At 68.1% G+C, this 18,686-nt stretch carries 15 protein-coding genes; 14 read left to right on the plus strand and 1 reads right to left on the minus strand.

Annotation, left to right across the window (positions count from 1 at the left end):
* Positions 1–102 precede the first annotated feature (102 nt).
* Positions 103–1,083, minus strand: coding sequence for a potassium-tellurite ethidium and proflavin transporter (locus tag I1A62_RS33255; protein WP_219456558.1), 981 nt, complete (start codon positions 1,081–1,083; stop codon positions 103–105).
* 124 nt (positions 1,084–1,207) lie between these two features.
* On the opposite strand from I1A62_RS33255, the gene I1A62_RS33260 reads away from it, so the two are divergent.
* From I1A62_RS33260 to I1A62_RS33325, 14 genes are all read left to right on the plus strand, one after another.
* Complete coding sequence (locus I1A62_RS33260) at positions 1,208–1,777, plus strand: TetR/AcrR family transcriptional regulator (protein WP_219456560.1); 570 nt, start codon at positions 1,208–1,210, stop codon at positions 1,775–1,777.
* Between the two features lie 173 nt (positions 1,778–1,950).
* Positions 1,951–5,226 (plus strand): protein kinase, encoded by a 3,276-nt coding sequence (locus I1A62_RS33265; RefSeq protein ID WP_219456562.1) that lies wholly within the window; start codon positions 1,951–1,953, stop codon positions 5,224–5,226.
* Positions 5,227–5,400: 174 nt separating this feature from the next.
* Positions 5,401–6,603, plus strand: a complete 1,203-nt coding sequence (locus I1A62_RS33270; protein WP_219456563.1) for a CaiB/BaiF CoA-transferase family protein — start codon at positions 5,401–5,403, stop codon at positions 6,601–6,603.
* A gap of 28 nt (positions 6,604–6,631) precedes the next feature.
* Entirely contained in the window at positions 6,632–7,519 is an 888-nt protein-coding gene (locus tag I1A62_RS33275) for an LLM class F420-dependent oxidoreductase (protein WP_124390141.1), read from the plus strand.
* Between the two features lie 28 nt (positions 7,520–7,547).
* Positions 7,548–9,002, plus strand: coding sequence for an aldehyde dehydrogenase (locus tag I1A62_RS33280; RefSeq protein WP_124390140.1), 1,455 nt, complete (start codon positions 7,548–7,550; stop codon positions 9,000–9,002).
* Complete coding sequence (locus I1A62_RS33285; protein WP_219456565.1) at positions 8,984–10,594, plus strand: AMP-binding protein; 1,611 nt, start codon at positions 8,984–8,986, stop codon at positions 10,592–10,594. The genes I1A62_RS33280 and I1A62_RS33285 overlap by 19 nt, the downstream gene beginning before the upstream one ends.
* A 74-nt stretch (positions 10,595–10,668) precedes the next feature.
* Positions 10,669–11,139 (plus strand): VOC family protein, encoded by a 471-nt coding sequence (locus I1A62_RS33290; protein ID WP_124390138.1) that lies wholly within the window; start codon positions 10,669–10,671, stop codon positions 11,137–11,139.
* Between the two features lie 29 nt (positions 11,140–11,168).
* A complete protein-coding gene (locus tag I1A62_RS33295) occupies positions 11,169–11,993 on the plus strand; it encodes an IclR family transcriptional regulator (RefSeq protein ID WP_124390137.1) in 825 nt (274 codons plus the stop codon).
* 135 nt (positions 11,994–12,128) lie between these two features.
* On the plus strand, positions 12,129–12,809 hold the full coding sequence (gene npdG / locus I1A62_RS33300; RefSeq protein ID WP_072938776.1) for an NADPH-dependent F420 reductase: 681 nt from the start codon (positions 12,129–12,131) through the stop codon (positions 12,807–12,809).
* Positions 12,790–13,107: an NIPSNAP family protein gene (locus I1A62_RS33305; RefSeq protein ID WP_072938775.1), complete on the plus strand. Its 318-nt coding sequence runs from the start codon at positions 12,790–12,792 to the stop codon at positions 13,105–13,107. The genes npdG and I1A62_RS33305 overlap by 20 nt, the downstream gene beginning before the upstream one ends.
* Positions 13,108–13,210: 103 nt before the next feature.
* Positions 13,211–14,260: an LLM class flavin-dependent oxidoreductase gene (locus I1A62_RS33310; protein ID WP_072938773.1), complete on the plus strand. Its 1,050-nt coding sequence runs from the start codon at positions 13,211–13,213 to the stop codon at positions 14,258–14,260.
* Complete coding sequence (locus I1A62_RS33315) at positions 14,257–14,955, plus strand: enoyl-CoA hydratase/isomerase family protein (protein ID WP_124390133.1); 699 nt, start codon at positions 14,257–14,259, stop codon at positions 14,953–14,955. Before I1A62_RS33310 ends, I1A62_RS33315 begins: the two co-directional genes overlap by 4 nt.
* Positions 14,952–16,115, plus strand: coding sequence for an acyl-CoA dehydrogenase family protein (locus I1A62_RS33320; RefSeq protein WP_124390132.1), 1,164 nt, complete (start codon positions 14,952–14,954; stop codon positions 16,113–16,115). The genes I1A62_RS33315 and I1A62_RS33320 overlap by 4 nt, the downstream gene beginning before the upstream one ends.
* The gene (locus I1A62_RS33325; RefSeq protein WP_219456567.1) at positions 16,112–18,670 is read left to right on the plus strand and encodes a bifunctional FO biosynthesis protein CofGH; all 2,559 of its coding nucleotides are present in this window, start codon (positions 16,112–16,114) and stop codon (positions 18,668–18,670) included. Before I1A62_RS33320 ends, I1A62_RS33325 begins: the two co-directional genes overlap by 4 nt.
* Positions 18,671–18,686 lie beyond the last annotated feature (16 nt).

Consider the following 18,686-nt stretch of genomic DNA (forward strand, 5'->3'; position numbering starts at 1 on the left):
TCGGCGAGTTCGGTCAGCCACTGTGTTCATTATGCTGAAGCCGATACGATATTTGGAACACGCTGAACATAATGATCCGCGCCGGAATCTGTCAAGCATCCCTCATCGAATCTTCTGAGCGCTCTTGTAGGTCAACAGGATCGATTTCGTCGCGATCGTTACCACGAGGAGCGTCGCGGCGCCGAGCAGTCCGGCCGTGAGGGGCTGCCAGGCGCGGGGCTGTACGAGGTGGAGCCACGTGATGGTGAGGGCGACGACACTCGCCACCGGGAAGGTGAACGACCAGAAGCCGTGCGAGAACGACAGAGCGCGGTAGCGCGTCAGCAACGGCGCCTGGACCATGACCATGAACGCCGTGACGGCGGTGAGCGCCACGAACAGGGCGTCGGGTCGCCCGTTCGAGATGGTCAGCCATGCTGCCGAGCCGACTGCAGGCGGAGCGATCATGATCGCGAGTGTCGGGGTCAGGGGCGCGGGCATGGTGGGGCGCAGCGCGAGTCTGAGAAACAGGAACACGGAAATGATCACCCAGAAGAACAGGCCGACCGCGAAGCTTCCGACGGCGAGCCAGTCGAGGCCGATCTGGGCTGCGGCAAACGCCCCGACGAGGCCGGCTGCGCTGAGGGGAAGGTAGTAGCCGCCGTGCACGGATTCGAGCGCCATCTCTCCGCTCATCCAGAAGCTCAGCATCCATGCCCCGAACACCGCGCCGGCCGTGATGGCGAACAGGGTCAGGGCCGTGCCGGCGATCGGGAACGTGCGGTGCAGGTTTGCGCCGAGCAGCATCGCCGAGATCGGGAGTAGGGCCGCGAGTGGGCCGTGGACGAAGTGTGTGAGCTGTTGCGAAATCCCGTGGTCGGCGCGCCTGGCGCGATGCGTGTGTGCGGTGGCGGTCCAGATCCAGGCGAACGCTGCGATCAGCCAGAACGCCTGGGTCAGCGCAAACGGGGTGCCGAGCGCGGTCGTGGCGACCGACCAGGCCTGGGCCAGTCCGGCCAGGCCCAGGGGGATCGCGAACAGGTTCAGCGGTCGGTGGGTGCGGACGCGTGACTCACGGGCAGTGCTCGGGCGGTGATTGGACAAGGAAAATGCCTTCCTTTCTGAAGAGGCGTACCCCGTTATTGACCTAGGGGTCCAATATGGGCGAGAGTCACCGTATTGCTATTTGACCTTGAGGTCAAATAGCGATCGCGAGTAACCTACTTCGGTGGCTAGACCAAGGCTCTTCGAGGCGGATGCGGCGATCGACAAGGCGATGGACCTGTTCTGGCTTCAGGGGTACGCCGCGACGACGCCCCAGGAGCTCGCTGGTCAGATGGGGATCGGCAAAGGCAGCCTGTACAACACCTTCGGAAGCAAGCACGACTTGTTCCTGCAAGCGCTTCGGCGTTACACCGAGATGCGGCTCGCGTACCTCGACGATCTGTTCGCCGCGCCCGGCCCGGTGAGGCCCCGCCTCGAGACGGCGATGGCGGTGCTCGCCGGGGTCGGCGAGCACCGGCGAGGGTGCGTCATGGTCAATGCCGCGGCCGAGCTCGGCACCGTCGACGACGAGGTGAACCGCATAGCGGACGAGCTGTTCACTCGGATCGAAGGCATCTTCAGGGTCGCGATCGAGCAGGGGCAGCGGTCCGGGGAGTTCGGAGCGGACCGTCCTGCAGACATTTCGGCTCGTCAACTGCTCGCGTCGGTGATCGGGCTCAGCGTGCTCGTGAAATCAGGTGGCCGACCCGAGTCGTGTACCACCGTGGTCGAGGGGTGTGTCGGCGGACTGTGATCTGCGAAGGACCGGCGCATCCGAGGGCATTCACATGCTCCCGCGCGCAGGGTCTGCGGCTATATCCTGGAGTGCACGCTATCGAGAGGTGAGCCCACGATCGTTCTTGCGCTGGTCGTGCCGTCGGGACCAGTGTTCGGGACCATCAGCCGACGGGGTGAGTAGACCGTCCGATGGGTGAAACCGATCCGCTCGACACACAGCGGCAGGACGTTCCCGTGGTGGCGTCGGAGCTGAGTGCGGCGGGTTTCGACGACGCCCGGGAGATCGGGCGCGGCGGCTTCGGGGTGGTCTACCGATGCATTCAGGCGGACCTGGATCGCACGGTGGCGGTGAAGGTGCTCACCGTCGATCTCGACGAGGAGAACCGGGCCCGGTTCTTCCGGGAGCAGCGGGCGATGGGCCGGCTGACCGGTCACCCGAACATCGTGGGCGTATTGCAGGTCGGCGCCACCGACAGCGGCCTTCCCTACATCGTGATGCCGTATCACCCGCAGGACTCGCTGGAGGTCCGGGTTCGTCGGGACGGCCCTCTCGCACTGGACAGAGTATTGCGGCTGGGGGTGAAGATGGCCGGTGCGGTGGAGACGGCGCATCGGCTCGGGATCCTGCACCGTGACGTCAAACCCGCGAACATTCTGCTGACCGATTACGGCGAGCCGGCGTTGACCGATTTCGGCATCGCGCACATCTCCGGCGGTTTCGAGACCGCGACCGGTGTCGTCACCGGGTCGCCGGCCTATACGGCGCCGGAGGTGCTCGAGGGCGATCCGCCGAGCCCGGCCGCGGACGTCTACGGTCTCGGGGCCACGCTGTTCAGTGCCCTGACCGGGCATGCCGCGTTCGAACGCGGCAGTGGGGAGCAGGTGGTCGCGCAGTTCCTGCGGATCACTACCCAGCCGGTGCCCGACCTTCGTGAGCACGGGATCCCCGGCGGCGTGGCCGACGTGATCGCCCGGGCGATGTCCCGGAGTCCCGGTGAGCGTCCGGCGACGGCGGCCGACTTCGGGGAGGAACTGCGGCGGATCCAAGTCGATCGCGGTCTTCCGGTCGACGACATGGCCCTCCGTATGGAATCCGACGCGCAGGGGAACGACGGGCAGCCGGTGTCCGGCCGGTTTCGATCCACGGGCACTTCCGGTACGTCCGCGCGGAGTGGCGGGCGGAACCTTCCCCTGGAACTGACGAGTTTCGTCGGCCGCCGGCACGAGCTCACCGAGGCGAAAAATCTGCTCGCCGGGTCACGGCTGGTGACGCTGACCGGGATCGGCGGTGTCGGCAAGACCCGGCTGGCGATGCGCGTCGCGGCGGCGGTGCAACGCGACTACGGCGACGGTGCGCGGCTGGTCGAGTTGGGCGACGTGCGTGAGGAGTCTTCGCTGGTGGACGCGGTGGCCGCGGCGGTGGGGGTGCGGGACCATTCGGCGCGGCCGCTACGCGAGGTGTTGATCGAGTTCCTCACTTCCCGGGACCTGCTGCTGGTCCTCGACAACTGTGAGCACCTGGTGGACGCGGTGGCGGAGCTGGCCGAGACGCTGTTGCGGGTGTGCCCGGCGCTGCGGATTCTGGCGACCAGCCGCGAACCCCTGGTCATCGGTGGGGAAGCCGTGTTGCGGGTGCCGCCGCTGGCCGTGCCGGAGCTTGACCGGAAGCCGTCCCTGCGAAGCGTGCGCAGATACGATGCGGTGTCGTTGTTCGTCGAACGTGCCGCGGCCGCGGTTCCCGGGTTCGAGTTGACGGAGGACAACGCGGCGGCGGTGGCGGGGATCTGTCATCGCCTCGACGGGTTGCCGTTGCCGATCGAATTGGCCGCGGCCCGGTTGCGGGCGATGTCGCCCGAGCAGATCCTGCAGCGTCTGACCGACCGCTATTCCCTGCTGTCGCGCGGCAGCCGGGGTGCGCCGACGCGGCAGCAGACGCTGCGGTTGTCCATGGACTGGAGTTTCGAATTATGCACCGCCGGTGAGCAATTGGTGTGGGGAAGGCTGTCGGTCTTCGCGGGGAGCTTCGAACTCGATGCCGCCGAGCAGGTGTGCGGCGACGGCCTGGGTCCGGACGAATTGCTCGACACGCTGACCTCCCTGGTGGAGAAATCGATCCTGATCCGGGAGGGGCGCGGGTCGGTGGTGCGGTTCCGGATGCTCGAGACCCTCCGCGAGTACGGTTGCGAGAAGCTCGAGCAGACCGGCGAGACCGTGACTTTGCGTCGTCGTCACCGGGATTGGTACGAGGCGCTGGCGCTGGAGGCGGAGTCCGAGTGGATCAGCGCCCACCAGTTGGACTGGATCCGCAGGTTGAAGCGCGAGCAACCGAACCTACGGGAGGCCCTCGAATTCGGTGCCGACGACGATCCCGCCGCAGCGCTGCGCACCGCATCCGCACTGTTCCTGTTCTGGGGCTCCCAGGGTCTGTACGGCGAGGGGCGGCGCTGGTTCGCGGAGTTGCTCGCCCGGCAGAGCGGTCCGCCCACCGTCGAGTGGGTCAAGGCACTCCAGCGTGCCGGCATGATGGCCGATGTGCAGGGTGACCTGCAGGCGGGGGCGGCACTCGTGGCGGAGGCGCGGACTCTCTCCGCGCACACGAGCGACTCCATGATGCGCTCCCTCGTTGCCTATGCCGAGGGCATGCTGGCCCTCTACAGCGGTGAACTGGAATCCGCGTCCTCGCACCTGGAAACCGCTCTCGCGGAGTTCGCCGAACGCGGCGATCGCACGCTCGAAGTCGCCGTCATGTACCCGTTGGGACTGGCGTATGGGCTCCGCGACTTGACGGACCCGGCGATCGAATACCTCGAACGTGTTCTCGCGATCACGGAACTCCACGGCGAGAAGATGTATCGGTCGCATTCGCTGTGGGCCTTGGGGATTGCCGTGTGGCGACAGGGCGATGACGATCGCGCAGTCCGGGTGCTCGAGCAGTCGCTGGAGCTGACCCGGCAGGTGCGCGGCCCACGCGTCGCCGCCTCCGGTCTCGAGGCCCTCGCCTGGATCGCCTGCGGACTCCACGACGAACCGAGGGCCGCCGTGCTGCTCGGAGCCGCGGAGGGGCTGGCGCGATCGGTGGGAAGCGCAGTGGTGATCTATTCCGATTTGCTTGTCTACCATGAAGAATGCACTAAAAGCAGTCGGAAGAAGCTCGGGGACAAGGCATTCGACGCCGCCCACCGCAGAGGTGAGCAACTCGGCTTCGATGCGGCGATCGCCTACGCGCTCCGCGAACAGCCGGCAGGCACGTCCGCGCACGGCACCGGCCCGTCGACGCGTCTGACCAAGAGGGAACGTCAGGTCGCCGACCTCATCGCCGAAGGCCTGACCAATCAGGCCATCGCCGACCGCCTGGTGATCTCACCGCGCACCGCTCAGGGTCATGTGGAGCACATCCTGGCGAAACTGGGCTTCACCTCCCGTGCGCAGGTCGCGGCCTGGGTAGTGGAGCAGACCGGCGACTGAACGACCGCCTCTCGCGGCATCCGGGTTCTTCCCGTGGTGCCGTGGTGGGGCCGAGTCGCGCACTGTGCCCGCCGATCGGCGGCAAATCCCCTCTTGACAGCGGGTGGCGGTGCTCGTAACGTCCGTGGAGTTCCAAATAATGATGTGAGTTCAGGATAATGAACGGAGCTTGTGATGGGGTTCACCGGAAATAGCGGAGCGTTGTCGGGCATCAAGGTGATCGACGCCGCGACGATGGTGGCCGGCCCGTTGGGCGCGTCGCTGCTCGCCGACTTCGGCGCCGACGTCATCAAGGTCGAGCCGATCGGTGGTGACGAGTCGCGGACATTCGGACCGGGACGGGACGGCATGAGTGGTGTCTACTCGGGCGTCAACCGAAACAAGCGCGCCGTCGCGCTCGACCTTCGTACGGCCGGAGGTCTCGAGCTGTTCCACGAACTCTGCTCGACCGCGGACGTGCTCATCGAGAACATGCTGCCCGGGGTGCGCGAGCGATTCGGGCTGACCGCCGACGAGCTTCGCGAACGCCACCCGCACCTGATCTGCCTCAATGTCAGCGGGTACGGCGACAACGGACCCCTCGCGGGCCGTCCCGCCATGGACCCGGTCGCTCAGGCGCTCACCGGTCTCATGGAGGCCACCGGTGAACGTTCCGGGAAGCCGCTCAAGGCCGGGCCGCCCGTCGCCGACAGCGCCGCGGGCTACCTCGTCGCGATCGCCGCGCTCGTCGCACTCTTCGCGAAACAGCGCACGGGAGAGGGGCAAACGGGCTCGGTATCCCTGGTCGGGGCGTTGTTCCATCTGCAGACTCCGTGGCTGGGGCAGTACCTCCTCGCCGACTACATTCAGGGCAAGGTCGGCAACGGCAGCAATTTCTACGCGCCGTACAACGCCTATACGACCCGTGACGGCGGCGCCGTTCACCTGGTCGCTTTCAACGACCGCCACTTCGTCAAGCTGACCCGGGCGATGGGTGTCGAGGCTCTCGTCGACGATCCGCGCTTCGCGGACGCTGCGTCCCGTTTGGAGAACCGCGAGGCTCTCGACTCCGCCTTCGCGCCCTGGTTCGCCGCCCGCGATCGTGACGACGTGGTCGAGTTGCTCTCCGCCCACGACATCATCTGCGCCCCGGTCCTCGCGTACGACGAGGCCGTCACCCATCCCCAGATCCAGGCCCTGGACCTCGTTGTCGACATCGACCACGACGAACTCGGACCGATGCGGGTCCCGGGCCTCCCGGTCAAGCTCTCGGGCACCCCGGGCCACGTGCGTCGCCCACCGACTTCGCTGGGCGAGCACACCACCGAGATTCTCCGGGATCTCGGCTACCAGGACGACCGGATCGCGGCCCTCCGGGCCGAAATGGTCGTCCGATGACCACCGAACACGGCGAAAGGAAGCATCAATGAAGGTCGGAATCAGGATCCCGGGAGCGGGACCGTGGGCAGGGCCCGAGGCGATCACCGAGGTGTCGCGGTACGCGGAGAAGATCGGCTTCGACTCCCTCTGGATGACTGATCACGTCGCGCTGCCGACCCGAGTCGAGACGCCGTACCCGTACACCTCGGACGGCAAGTTCCTGTGGGATCCCGCCACGCCGTACCTCGACTGCCTCACGTCGTTGACGTGGGCGGCGGCGGCCACCGAGCGGATCGAGCTCGGCACGTCCTGTCTGATCCTGCCGTGGCGTCCCCTCGTCCAGACGGCGAAGACACTGGTGAGCATCGACGTGATGTCGCGCGGCCGGCTTTCGGTCGCCATCGGCGTGGGCTGGATGAAGGAGCAGTTCGAACTGCTGGGAGCGCCCTTCAAGGACCGCGGCAAGCGGACTACCGAGATGGTCAACGCGATGCGGCACATGTGGAAGGAAGACGAGGTCGACTTCGACGGCGATTTCTACCAGCTCCACGACTTCAAGATGTACCCGAAGCCGGTGCGTGGCACGATCCCCGTCTGGTTCGCGGGATACAGCACCGCCTCGCTGCGCCGCATCGCCGCGATCGGCGACGGCTGGCACCCCCTTGCGATCGCGCCCGACGAGTACGCCGGATACTTGGCCACCCTGCAGCAGTACGTGGAGGAGGCGGGCCGCGATATGAGTGAAATCACGCTCACCGCAAGGCCTTTGCGGACGGCGCCGTACAACGCCGAGACGATCGAAGCGTACGGCGACCTCGGTGTCACCCACTTCATCTGCGACACGTCGTTCGAACATGACACCCTCGAAGCAACCATGGAGGAGCTCGCGGAACTCGCTGACGCCGTCCTCCCCACCGCACACAACCTGGCCTGACGGCCCGGCGGAAGAAAGGACGAGAATCGTGCAGGCACTCACCTCGACGGTTCCCCTCGTCATCGGCGACCAACTGAGCCCGTCGTCGACCGGGGCGACCTTCGACTCGATCAACCCGGCCGACGGGTCGCACCTGGCCACCGTGGCCGAGGCGACGGTTCAGGACGTCGCGCGCGCCGTCGAGTCCGCGAAGGCCGCGGCCAAGGCGTGGCAGCGCATGCGTCCCGCACAGCGGACCCGGCTCATGTTCCGCTACGCCGCGCTGATCGAGGAACACAAGATCGAGCTCGCCCAGCTGCAGAGCCGGGACATGGGCAAGCCCATCCGAGAGTCGTTGGGCGTCGACCTTCCGATCATGATCGAGACCCTCGAGTACTTCGCGGGCCTCGTGACGAAGATCGAGGGTCGCACGACGCCGGCTCCCGGCCGGTTCCTCAACTACACCGTGCGTGAGCCGATCGGCGTGGTGGGTGCCATCACCCCGTGGAATTTCCCTGCAGTGCAGGCGGTCTGGAAGATCGCGCCGGCTCTCGCGATGGGCAACGCCATCGTGCTGAAGCCTGCGCAGCTCGCCCCGCTCGTCCCCGTGGCACTCGGCGAGCTGGCCCTCCAGGCCGGGTTGCCGCCCGGGTTGGTCAACGTCCTGCCCGGTCGTGGCTCGGTGGCGGGCAACGCATTGGTGCAGCACCCGCTGGTCGGCAAGGTGACGTTCACGGGCTCGACCGAGGTCGGCCAGCAGATCGGCCGGATGGCGGCCGACCGCCTCATCACGACGTCGCTCGAGCTCGGCGGCAAGTCGGCGCTCGTGGCGTTCGGCGACTCGTCCCCGAAGGCGGTCGCCGCCGTGGTCTTCCAGGCGATGTACGGCAACCAGGGAGAGACGTGCACGGCCGCAAGCCGGTTGCTCGTCGAGCGGCCCATCTACGACGAGGTGATCGAACTCGTCCAGAAACGGGTCGAGGCCGCACGGGTGGGCGACCCTCTCGACCCCGAAACGGAGATCGGCCCGTTGGTCAGTGCCGCGCAACGAGAGTCGGTCCATTCGTACGTCGTCGCCGGGATCGAAGAGGGCGCCAAGCTGATCAGCGGCGGCGGACAGTCGCCGAACGGACCTGCGGAGCAGGGCTTCTACTACCGTCCGACAATGTTCGCCGGCGTCACCGCAGACATGCGCATCGCTCGGGAGGAGATCTTCGGACCCGTGCTGTCGGTCCTGCCGTTCGAGGGCGAGGAGGAGGCGATCACCCTCGCCAACGACACCATCTACGGGCTGGCCGCGGGCGTCTTCACCCGCGACGTCGGCCGCGCACTGAGGTTCGCGCAGACCCTCGACGCCGGCAACGTGTGGATCAACACCTGGGGAGTGCTCAACCCCGCGTCGCCGTACCGCGGCTTCGGACAGAGCGGCTACGGCAGCGACCTCGGCCAGGCCGCGATCGAGAGCTTCACCAAGGAGAAGAGCATATGGGCACGCCTGGATTGACCTCCGGGCCGTCCCGGCCACAGATCGTGGGACGGTTGATCGACGCCCGCCACGTTCAGGACTGGGAGCCCGCGGCGGACTACACGATCACAGAGGACGCCCTCTTCTCCCGCGATCCCGACGCCGTTGCCGTGCTGCGCGAGGGGACCCACGCGCCCGAGAGGGTGACATTCGGTCAGGTGCAGCGCGCCGCCGTGCGCATCGCGGGTGTCCTCCGCGCCCGCGGGATCGAGCCCGGTGACCGTGTGGTCCTGTACCTCGATCCGTCGGTCGAGGCCGCCGAGGTCGTGTTCGGGGTGCTGGTCGCCGGGGCCGTGCTCGTGCCCGTCCCGCGACTGCTCACCGGTAACTCGGTGGCACACAGGCTCGCCGACTCGGGTGCGACTGTGCTGGTCACGGACGGTCCGGGCGTCGACCGGCTCGAGTCGACAGGGTGCTCGCTGCGCGACGTCGACGTGCTCACGGTCGACGGTGCGCGTGGTCCGAAGCTCGGGGACCTCGCCCGCCGGGTCGACCCGTTGGCCCCGGTGCCCGGCCGGCCCTCGGATCCGGCCCTGCTGATGTACACGTCGGGCACCAGCGGTCCACCGAAAGGCATCGTCCACGGACACCGCGCCCTGCTCGGGCACGCGGGCGTCGATTACGCCTTCGAGCTGTTCAGGCCCGGGGACGTGTATTTCGGCACCGCGGACTGGGGTTGGATCGGCGGCCTCATGCTCGGGCTGCTGGTCCCGTGGTCGTTCGGCGTTCCCGTCGTGGCACACCGGCCACAGCGATTCGACGCCGCGGCCACCCTGGACATGATGGCCCGCTTCGGCGTGACCACCGCCTTCCTGCCCGCGTCGGTGCTGCGGATGTTCGCCGAGCACGGGGAATCGGCACGGCAACGCCTCCGCGCGGTCGTGACCGGGGGAGAGCCCGCCGGTGCTGCGGAACTCGGCTGGGCCCGCAGCCACCTCAGCGACTGCGTCAACAAGGCCTACGGCCAGACCGAGGCAAACGCCCTGATCGGCGACTCCGCGGCTCTCGGATCGGTCGACGACGCAACCATGGGCGCCCCGTACCCCGGGCACCGCATCGCAATTCTGGACGAGGACGGCGTCCGCGTCGCACCCGGTGAGGTCGGTGAGATCGCGCTCGAACTGCCGGATCCGGTTGCACTCCTCGGCTATTGGGACTCGTCTTCGGCTCGGGCGGTACCCCCTCCCGGGGGTTGGCACCGGACGGGTGATCTGGCGCGGCTCGCGCACGGGCGCCGGCTGGAGTACCTGGGCCGCGCCGACGACGTGATCAAGAGCCGCGGCTACCGCATCGGCCCCGCCGAGATCGAAGAGGCCCTGAAGCGTCATCCGCAGGTCCTGGACGCGGCAGCGGTGGGGCTGCCCGACCGGGAGATGGGCCAGCAGGTCAAGGCGTTCGTGCACCTCGCCGGCGGAGAACTCACCGAGGAGATCGCGGCACAGCTCCGCGAACTCGTCACGGCGGCGGTGGGTCCGCACGCCCGGCCCCGTGAGATCGAGGCCGTCGCAACGTTGCCGCGCACGGAGACCGGAAAGGTCCGGCGCCGCGAGTTGGTGCGGCCCCCGGCGTGAAGCACTCGGCGAATCCCGCGAATCCGCGGAGCGCCATTCATCGACCCAGCTAGACGAACACGAAGGACGAAGCAATGCGAAAATTCTGGCACGTCGGCATAAACGTGACCGACATGGACAAGTCGATCGACTTCTACCGGCGAATCGGCTTCGAGGTAGCGCAGGACAAAGAGATCGACGACAGCAACCTCGCGCGGGCATTCATGGTCGAAGGGGCCAGCAAGCTCCGCTTCGCGCACATGCGGCTGAACAACTCCCCGGACGAGGCCATGCTCGACCTCATCCAGTGGCGGGACGCACGCTCCGAGGGGCGAGCGCAGAGCGACCTCGTACACCCCGGCCTGTGCCGATTCTCGATCCTCACCGACGACATCGACGCCGAATACGCACGGCTGGCGGACGACGGTGTCGAGTTCCTGCACTCGCCGCAGACCATCATGGGTCCGGACGGAGTCAACGGCTGGCGGCTGCTCTTCGCCCGCGATCCCGACGGCACGCTGTTCCATTTCGCCGAACTGCTGGGGCAGGCCGCTACGGTCGGCTGACAGCATTCGCACGACGAAGGTAGGAACCCTTGACCAAGGCAGAAGTCCCGGGAAGCGGCACGACCGACGAGCGGGGCGAGCAAACCGGCGAACAGTTGGTCCCCGCTGTCTCACGCGCCACCCGCGTGCTCGAGACGCTGGTCCAGCAGTCTGCCGGTGCCACGCTCACCGAGTTGGCCAAGCGCTGCGCCCTGGCGAAGAGCACGGCGTCGGTCCTGCTCCGGACCATGGTGGTCGAGGGTCTCGTCGTGTACGACCAGGAGACCCGCCGGTACAACCTCGGTCCGCTGCTCGTGGAATTCGGGGTCGCGGCGATCGCGCGGACGTCGGCAGTCGCCGCGTCGCGGACGTACATGGAGTGGTTGGCCGAGCGGACCGAGCTGGCCTGTCTGGCCATCCAGCCGATGCCGGACGGTCACTTCACGGCGATCGCGAAGATCGAGAGCCGCAAAGCGGTCAAGGTCACCATCGAGGTCGGTTCGCGCTTCGACCGCACTACCCCGTTGATCAGCCGATTGGCGGCAGCATGGCCGGGCCGGGGGCGCCCGGGGCCGGTCTCGTTCCCCGACTCCGAACTGGAGCAGCTCCGGGCGCAGGGCTACGGCGCGGTCTACGGCGAGTATCGCCCCGAACTCAATGTCCTGGGGGTCCCGGTGTTCGACCGGGACGGCGTGCCATGCCTGTTCATCGCCCTGCTCGGCATGGGTGACGACCTGACGGCCGAGGGCGTGGCCGACATCGCCGACTACCTCGTCACGGCGTCACGGGAGATCAGCTCGCGCATCGGCGGACACATCCCCGAGGACTACCCGACTCCCGCCGGGGCGCCGGACCTCGACGCCGGACGCGGCTGACCGACCCGCACTTTTTCTTTCCCGCGGCGACCCCACCCGGGGCCTGCCGCTCCGAGTCGACCCTCGATGGTCGGCTGCCCACCTCCGGGTGCCACGCGCCCGGGGTATCCCGTCCACTGTTCGTAGGAGACATAGATGACCAGCAACAAGATCGCCGTCGTCGGCGGCACCGGGCCCCAGGGTAAGGGGCTGGCGTACCGGTTCGCAGCGGCCGGCAGGCACGTCGTGATCGGATCGCGTTCGATCGAACGCGCCGAGGAAGCGGCCGCCGAGGTGCGCAGACGCGCCGGTGACGGCGCCCGGGTCAGCGCCGCCGACAACGCGTCGGCCGCCGCCGACTGTCCCATCGTCCTGTTGGCCGTCCCGTACAAGGGCCATCGTGAGCTGGTCTCCGGGTTGGCTCCCGTTTTCGCGGGCAAGCTCCTGGTCAGCTGTGTGAACCCGCTCGGCTTCGACAAGGCCGGGGCGTACGGTCTGGACGTCGAGGAGGGCAGCGCTGCCGAGCAGTTGCGGGACCTGGTGCCCGACGCCACCGTCGTGGCTGCGTTCCACCACCTGTCGGCGGTCACGCTCTGGGAGCACGAGGGCCTCGTCCAAGAGGATGTGCTCGTGTGCGGCGACGACCGGACCGCCAAAGACGAGGTGGCCCGGCTCGCAGTGGCGATCACTGGTCGGCCCGGCATCGACGGCGGGGTACTGCGGGTGGCGCGGCAGCTCGAACCGCTGACCGCGGTTCTCATCAACGTCAACAAGCGCTACAAGACGCACTCGGGTCTCGCTGTGAACGGGGTTGTTCATGATCCACGAGCTGCGTGAGTACATCGCTCTACCGGGCCGCGCCGACGACCTTCATCGCAGGTTCGCCGACGAGACCCTGGCCCTGTTCGCGGAATTCGGGCTGCAGGTCGACGGCTTCTGGCACGAGGCGGGCAACCGCGGCCGGATCGTGTACCTGGTGGCCTTCCCCGACGCCGAGGCCGCGGACGCGCACTGGGCACGGTTCCAGACCGATCCTCGGTGGCTCGCGGTGAAGGCGCGCACGGAGAGCGACGGGCCGCTGATCTCGGAGATTCGAAGCACGTTCCTGGTCACTCCTGCGTACGCCCGGCCCTGAGCGGCGCCCGAAGAGGTTGGGCTCGACTCTTGACCGTCGCCGCATCCTGCCCCTAATCTGTTCCATATAGTGATTCGAGTTCAATATCATGAAGAGAAGTTCCATGATCAAAGGAATCCAGCTTCACGGCTGGGCTGACGGGCCACAGATGGTGGAAGTGGCAGAGATCGCTGCTCGGAGTTTCGAGACCGTCTGGCTCAGCGACCAACTCCAGTCCCGAGGCGTTGCGGTTCTCCTCGGCGCCATCGCTGCGCGCACCGGCGCGGGCGTCGGCACGGCGGTGACGTTCCCCTTCGGACGCAACCCGCTCGAGATGGCGTCCAGCATGGCCACCCTCGCGGAATTCATGCCCGAAGGACGCCGGGTCAGCATGGGAATCGGCACCGGCGGTGGGCTGGTGAGTGCGCTCATGTCGCTGCAGAATCCGATCGAGCGGGTGGCCGAGTTCATTGCGATGTGCCGACTTCTCTGGCAGGGCGACGCGATCCGAATGGGTGACTACCCCCAGATCTGCGCAGGCCTCGGATTGCGTGAGGATGCTCGGGCGTCGTTCTCCTGGACGAGCAAGCCCGACGTGCGCGTCGTGGTCGCCGGCGCCGGACCGAAAGTTCTGGAGATGGCCGGCGAGCTTGCCGACGGCGTCATCTGCGCCAGCAACTTCCCGGCGCACAGCCTCGCGGCCTTCCGCAGCGGCCAGTTCGACGCGGTGAGCAACCTCGACTCGCTCGACCGGGGACGACAGCGCAGCCAGCGGGGAGAGTTCACCCGGATCTATGGCGTGAACCTGTCCGTGTCGGCCGACCGGGACAGCGCCTGCGCGGCGGCGCGGCGACAGGCCACACTCATTGTGAGCCAACAGCCTCCGGAGAACCTGCACCGGGTGGGATTCGAGCCGTCCGACTACGCCGCCACCCGAGCGGCGCTCAAAGCCGGTGACGGCGTGGACGCCGCTGCCGACCTCCTCCCGCAGGAAGTCGCGGACCAGCTCGTCGTGTCCGGCACACCGGGCGACTGCATCGAGGCGCTGGCCGAGCTGCTCGAGTACGCGGAGGACGCCGGATTCACGGAGGCCTACATCGGTGCCCCGGTCGGCCCCGATCCCCGTGAGGCAGTCGAGCTGCTCACCTCCCAGGTCCTGCCGGAGCTCCGATGAGCGCGAATAGGGAAGTAGCCCTGGACTTGTGCCCGGCCGAGCACCACGACGGTCTGGTCGTCCTGACACTCAATCGTCCCGAGGCACGCAACGCCCTCGACGTCCCCCTGCTCGAGGCGTTCGTCTCCGCACTTGCCGAGGGAAAACGCGCGGCCGTCGATGTCCTTCTCGTGCGGGCGGAGGGACCCGCGTTCTGTGCAGGAGCCGACGTGCGTTCGGACGACGGCACCGCGACCGGCCGCCCGGGTCTCCGGCGCCGGCTGATCGAGGAAAGCCTCGACCTGATCGGCGACTACCCGGCCGCAGTGGTCGCGGTCCAGGGAGCCGCGGTCGGCGCCGGCTGGGCCATAGCCGCGGCCGCGGACATCACCCTGGCCTCACCTGCCGCTACGTTCCGATTCCCCGAGCTCCCACTCGGGTTCCCGCCACCCGACAGCACGGTGCGCCGACTCGAGGCCGCCGTCGGCCCGGCGCGGGCACTGCGGCTCCTGGCCCTGAACGAGCGCTTCGTCGCCGACGACCTCGCCGGGCTCGGTCTGGTGGACGTCGTTCCCGAGGATTCGCTCGACGTGACGGCGCGCGAGACGGCCGCCCGACTCGCGGTTCTTCCGCCCGAGCTGTTGCGCGATCTCAAAACAGGGCTCTCCGCCTGGAAGCGGACCTCTCTAACGAACACCCTCGAAAGGCAATCATGACCACCAGCATCCACATCCAGACCGACGAGCAGGCGCACCTGCGCACCACGGCCCGGGCGTTCCTGGCCCGGCACGCTCCCGCGCTCGACGTGCGAATCTGGGACGAGGCGGGGACGTACCCCGAGCACCTGTTCCGCGAGATCGCCCGCCTCGGGTGGTACGACGTGGTGGCCGGAGACGAGGACGTCGACGGTACGGCCGGTCTGCTGATCACGCTCTGCGAGGAGATCGGCAAGGCGAGCTCCGACCTCGTGGCCCTGTTCAACCTGAACCTCAGCGGACTGCGCGACATCCACCGCTGGGGCACGCCCGAACAGCAGGAGACGTACGGCGCGCCGGTGCTGGCCGGCGACGCGCGCCTGTCGATCGCGGTCAGCGAACCCGACGTGGGCTCCGACGCGGCCAGCGTGGCCACTCGCGCCGAGAAGGTCGGGGACTCGTGGGTCCTCAACGGCCAGAAGACCTACTGCGAAGGCGCGGGCCTGCCCGGCGCGGTGATGGAACTCGTCGCCCGGGTGGGCGGCGGTGGCCGCAAGCGCGACCAGCTCGGCGTATTCCTCGTTCCGGTCGACCATCCGGGTGTCGAGGTCCGCCGGATGCCGGCGCTGGGACGGAACATCAGCGGCATCTACGAGGTCTTCCTGCGCGACGTCACCCTCCCGGCGACGGCGGTGCTGGGTGAGCCCGGTGAAGGATGGCAGATCCTCAAGGAACGCCTGGTGCTCGAACGCATCATGATCAGCTCCGGCTTCCTGGGCAGCGTGGCCGCGGTGCTCGACCTGACGGTCCACTACGCCAACGAGCGCGAGCAGTTCGGCAAGGCACTGTCGACCTACCAGGGCGTGACCTTGCCCCTCGCCGAGATGTTCGTCAGGCTCGACGCGGCCCGATGCGCCGTGCGCCGTTCGGCCGACCTCTTCGACGCGGGCCTGCCGTGCGAGGTGGAGAGCACCATGGCGAAGTTCCTCTCCGGTCAGCTCTACGCGGAGGCCTCCGCGCTGGCGATGCAGATCCAGGGCGCCTACGGCTACGTGCGCGACCATGCCCTGCCGATGCACCACTCCGACGGGATCATCGCCCGTGTCGTCGCCGGGCCGCCCTCGGTGCAGCTCGACTTCATCGCCCGGTCGATGGGCTTGGGGACAGGAGCGAGCAGGTGACGGGTCTGAGGCGCGCACTCGCGCGGGCGAGCGCCGGCAAGACCATCGACGCCGGTGAAGCCGAGGCCCTCCTCGGTGCGCGCGGCGCCGACCTCGACCGACTGTGCGAGGTCGCCGCGGGCGTCCGGTCGGCGGGCCTGTTCGACGCCGGCCGCCCGGGGGTGGTGACCTACAGCCGGAAAGTGTTCATACCACTCACTCGCCTGTGCCGGGACCGCTGCCACTACTGCACCTTCGCGACGACGCCCGGACGGGTCGACGACCCCTTCCTCTCTCCGGACCAAGTCCTCGAGATCGCGCGCTCGGGTGCCCGGATGGGCTGCAAGGAAGCACTTTTCACGCTGGGCGATCGGCCCGAGGATCGGTGGGACGCCGCCCGCGACTGGCTCGAGTCGCGGGGCTACGCCGACACGCTGTCCTACGTGCGGGCCATGGCGGTGCTGGTACTCGAGGAGACCGGCCTGGTGCCCCATCTGAACCCCGGAGTCATGAGCTGGGCGGAACTTCAGCGCCTCAAGCCGGTGGCCGGTTCCATGGGACTGATGCTCGAGAGCACCGCCCGCTCGCTGTGGGCGGAGCCCGGCGGCTGCCACTACGGCTCCCCGGACAAGGATCCCGCCGTCCGCCTGGCCTGCATCGAGGACGCGTCCCGCACCAACATCCCCTTCACGACCGGGATCCTGGTGGGGATCGGCGAGTCGTACGCCGACCGGGTGGAGTCCATCCTCCAGATCCGCCGGATCGCAAAGCAGTACGGCTCCATCCAGGAAGTGATCATCCAGAACTTCCGCGCCAAGCCCGACACCGCGATGCGGTCCGCCGACGATGCAGACCACGAGGAGTACCTGGCCACGATCGCAGTGGCCCGCATCCTGCTCGGGCCTTCGATGCGTCTCCAGGCCCCACCCAACCTGTCGGAGCCCGGCGAGCTGCGCCGGCTGTTGGCCGCGGGCATCGACGACTGGGGCGGGGTGTCCCCGCTGACCCCCGACCACGTGAACCCCGAACGCCCCTGGCCGGAGATCGACAGACTCAGCGAACTGAGCGCTGCCGCCGGTTTCGAACTCCGGGAACGCCTCGCCGTCCAACCGCAGTACGTCCTCGCGGGAGATCCGTGGATAGACGCCCGGGTCCGGCCGCACCTGGTGGCGCTCGCCGACCCGGAGACCGGTCTGGCCGCGGACGTGCTGCCGGAGGGCCGGCCGTGGCAGGATGCTGCGCCCGTAGAGTCCAGTGGCCGAACCGATCTGCACCTCGAGATCGACGCGGAAGGGCGTCGTACCGATACCCGCAGTGACTTCGCGAACGCGTTCGGTGACTGGACGGTACTCGGTGAGGAGATGAACGCACGCGCGGCGGCCGGCGCGCATCCTCGCCTGGGCGGTGAGGTGCTCGCCGCCTTACGCACGGCCGAGCGTGACCCCGCGGGTCTCAGCGACGACGAGGCCCTGGCGCTCATCCACTGCGACGGCGCCGATCTGGATGCCCTGTGCGCCTTGGCGGATCAGGTCCGGCAGTCGACGGTGGGCGACGCGGTGACCTACGTCGTCAACCGGAACGTGAACTTCAGCAACGTCTGCTACACCGGCTGTCGTTTCTGCGCGTTCGCGCAGCGCGCAAGCGACGCCGATTCGTACCGGCTCTCCGTCTCCGAGGTGGGGGACCGGATCGCCCAGGCCTGGGACGTCGGCGCCACCGAGATCTGCATGCAGGGCGGGATCGATCCCGGTCTCCCCAGCACCATCCATCTGGATTTGGCCGCCGAGACGAAACGCCGGGCCCCGGAGATCCACCTCCACGCATTCTCACCGATGGAGATCGTGAGCGGGGCGTCGCGCATGGGCATCTCGGTGGCCGAGTGGCTGACCGAGGCGCGCAACGCCGGGCTCGATTCTGTGCCGGGCACCGCCGCCGAGATTCTCGACGACGAGATCCGGTGGGTACTCACCAAGGGCAAACTGCCTGCATCCGAGTGGATTCGGGTGGTCAAGACCGCACACGAACTGGGGATCCGCACCACCTCGACGATGATGTACGGCCACGTGGACGAGCCCCGGCACTGGGTCGGCCACCTCCGCGTCCTGCTGGACATCCAGCGGGAGACGGGCGGCTTCACGGAGTTCGTTCCGCTGCCGTTCGTGCACCAGAGCTCGCCCATCTACCTCGCCGGTCTGGCGAGGCCGGGCCCGACCCGACGGGACAACCGCGCGGTGCACGCGTTGGCTCGGTTGATGTTGCACGGTCAGATCGACAACATCCAGTGCTCGTGGGTCAAGCTCGGTCCGGACGAATGCGTGGAACTGCTTCGCGGCGGCGTCAACGACCTCGGTGGCACCCTGATGGAGGAAACCATCAGCAGGATGGCCGGTTCGACCAACGGATCGATGAAGACCATCGCCGACATCACGAACATGGCCGCGGCGGCAGGACGGCCGGCCCGGCAGCGCACCACCACATACGAAGCCGTCGACGCCGAGCGAACCGCGGCAGCCGAACGGTTCGACGACAAGGCACGGTCCGTGCTGCCGCTCGCCGTCGGGATGGTCGGCCAGTGAACGGTGGAACCCGCAG

This window comes from Rhodococcus sp. USK10 (assembly GCF_019378875.1).
Taxonomy (GTDB): Bacteria; Actinomycetota; Actinomycetes; order Mycobacteriales; family Mycobacteriaceae; genus Rhodococcus_F; species Rhodococcus_F pseudokoreensis.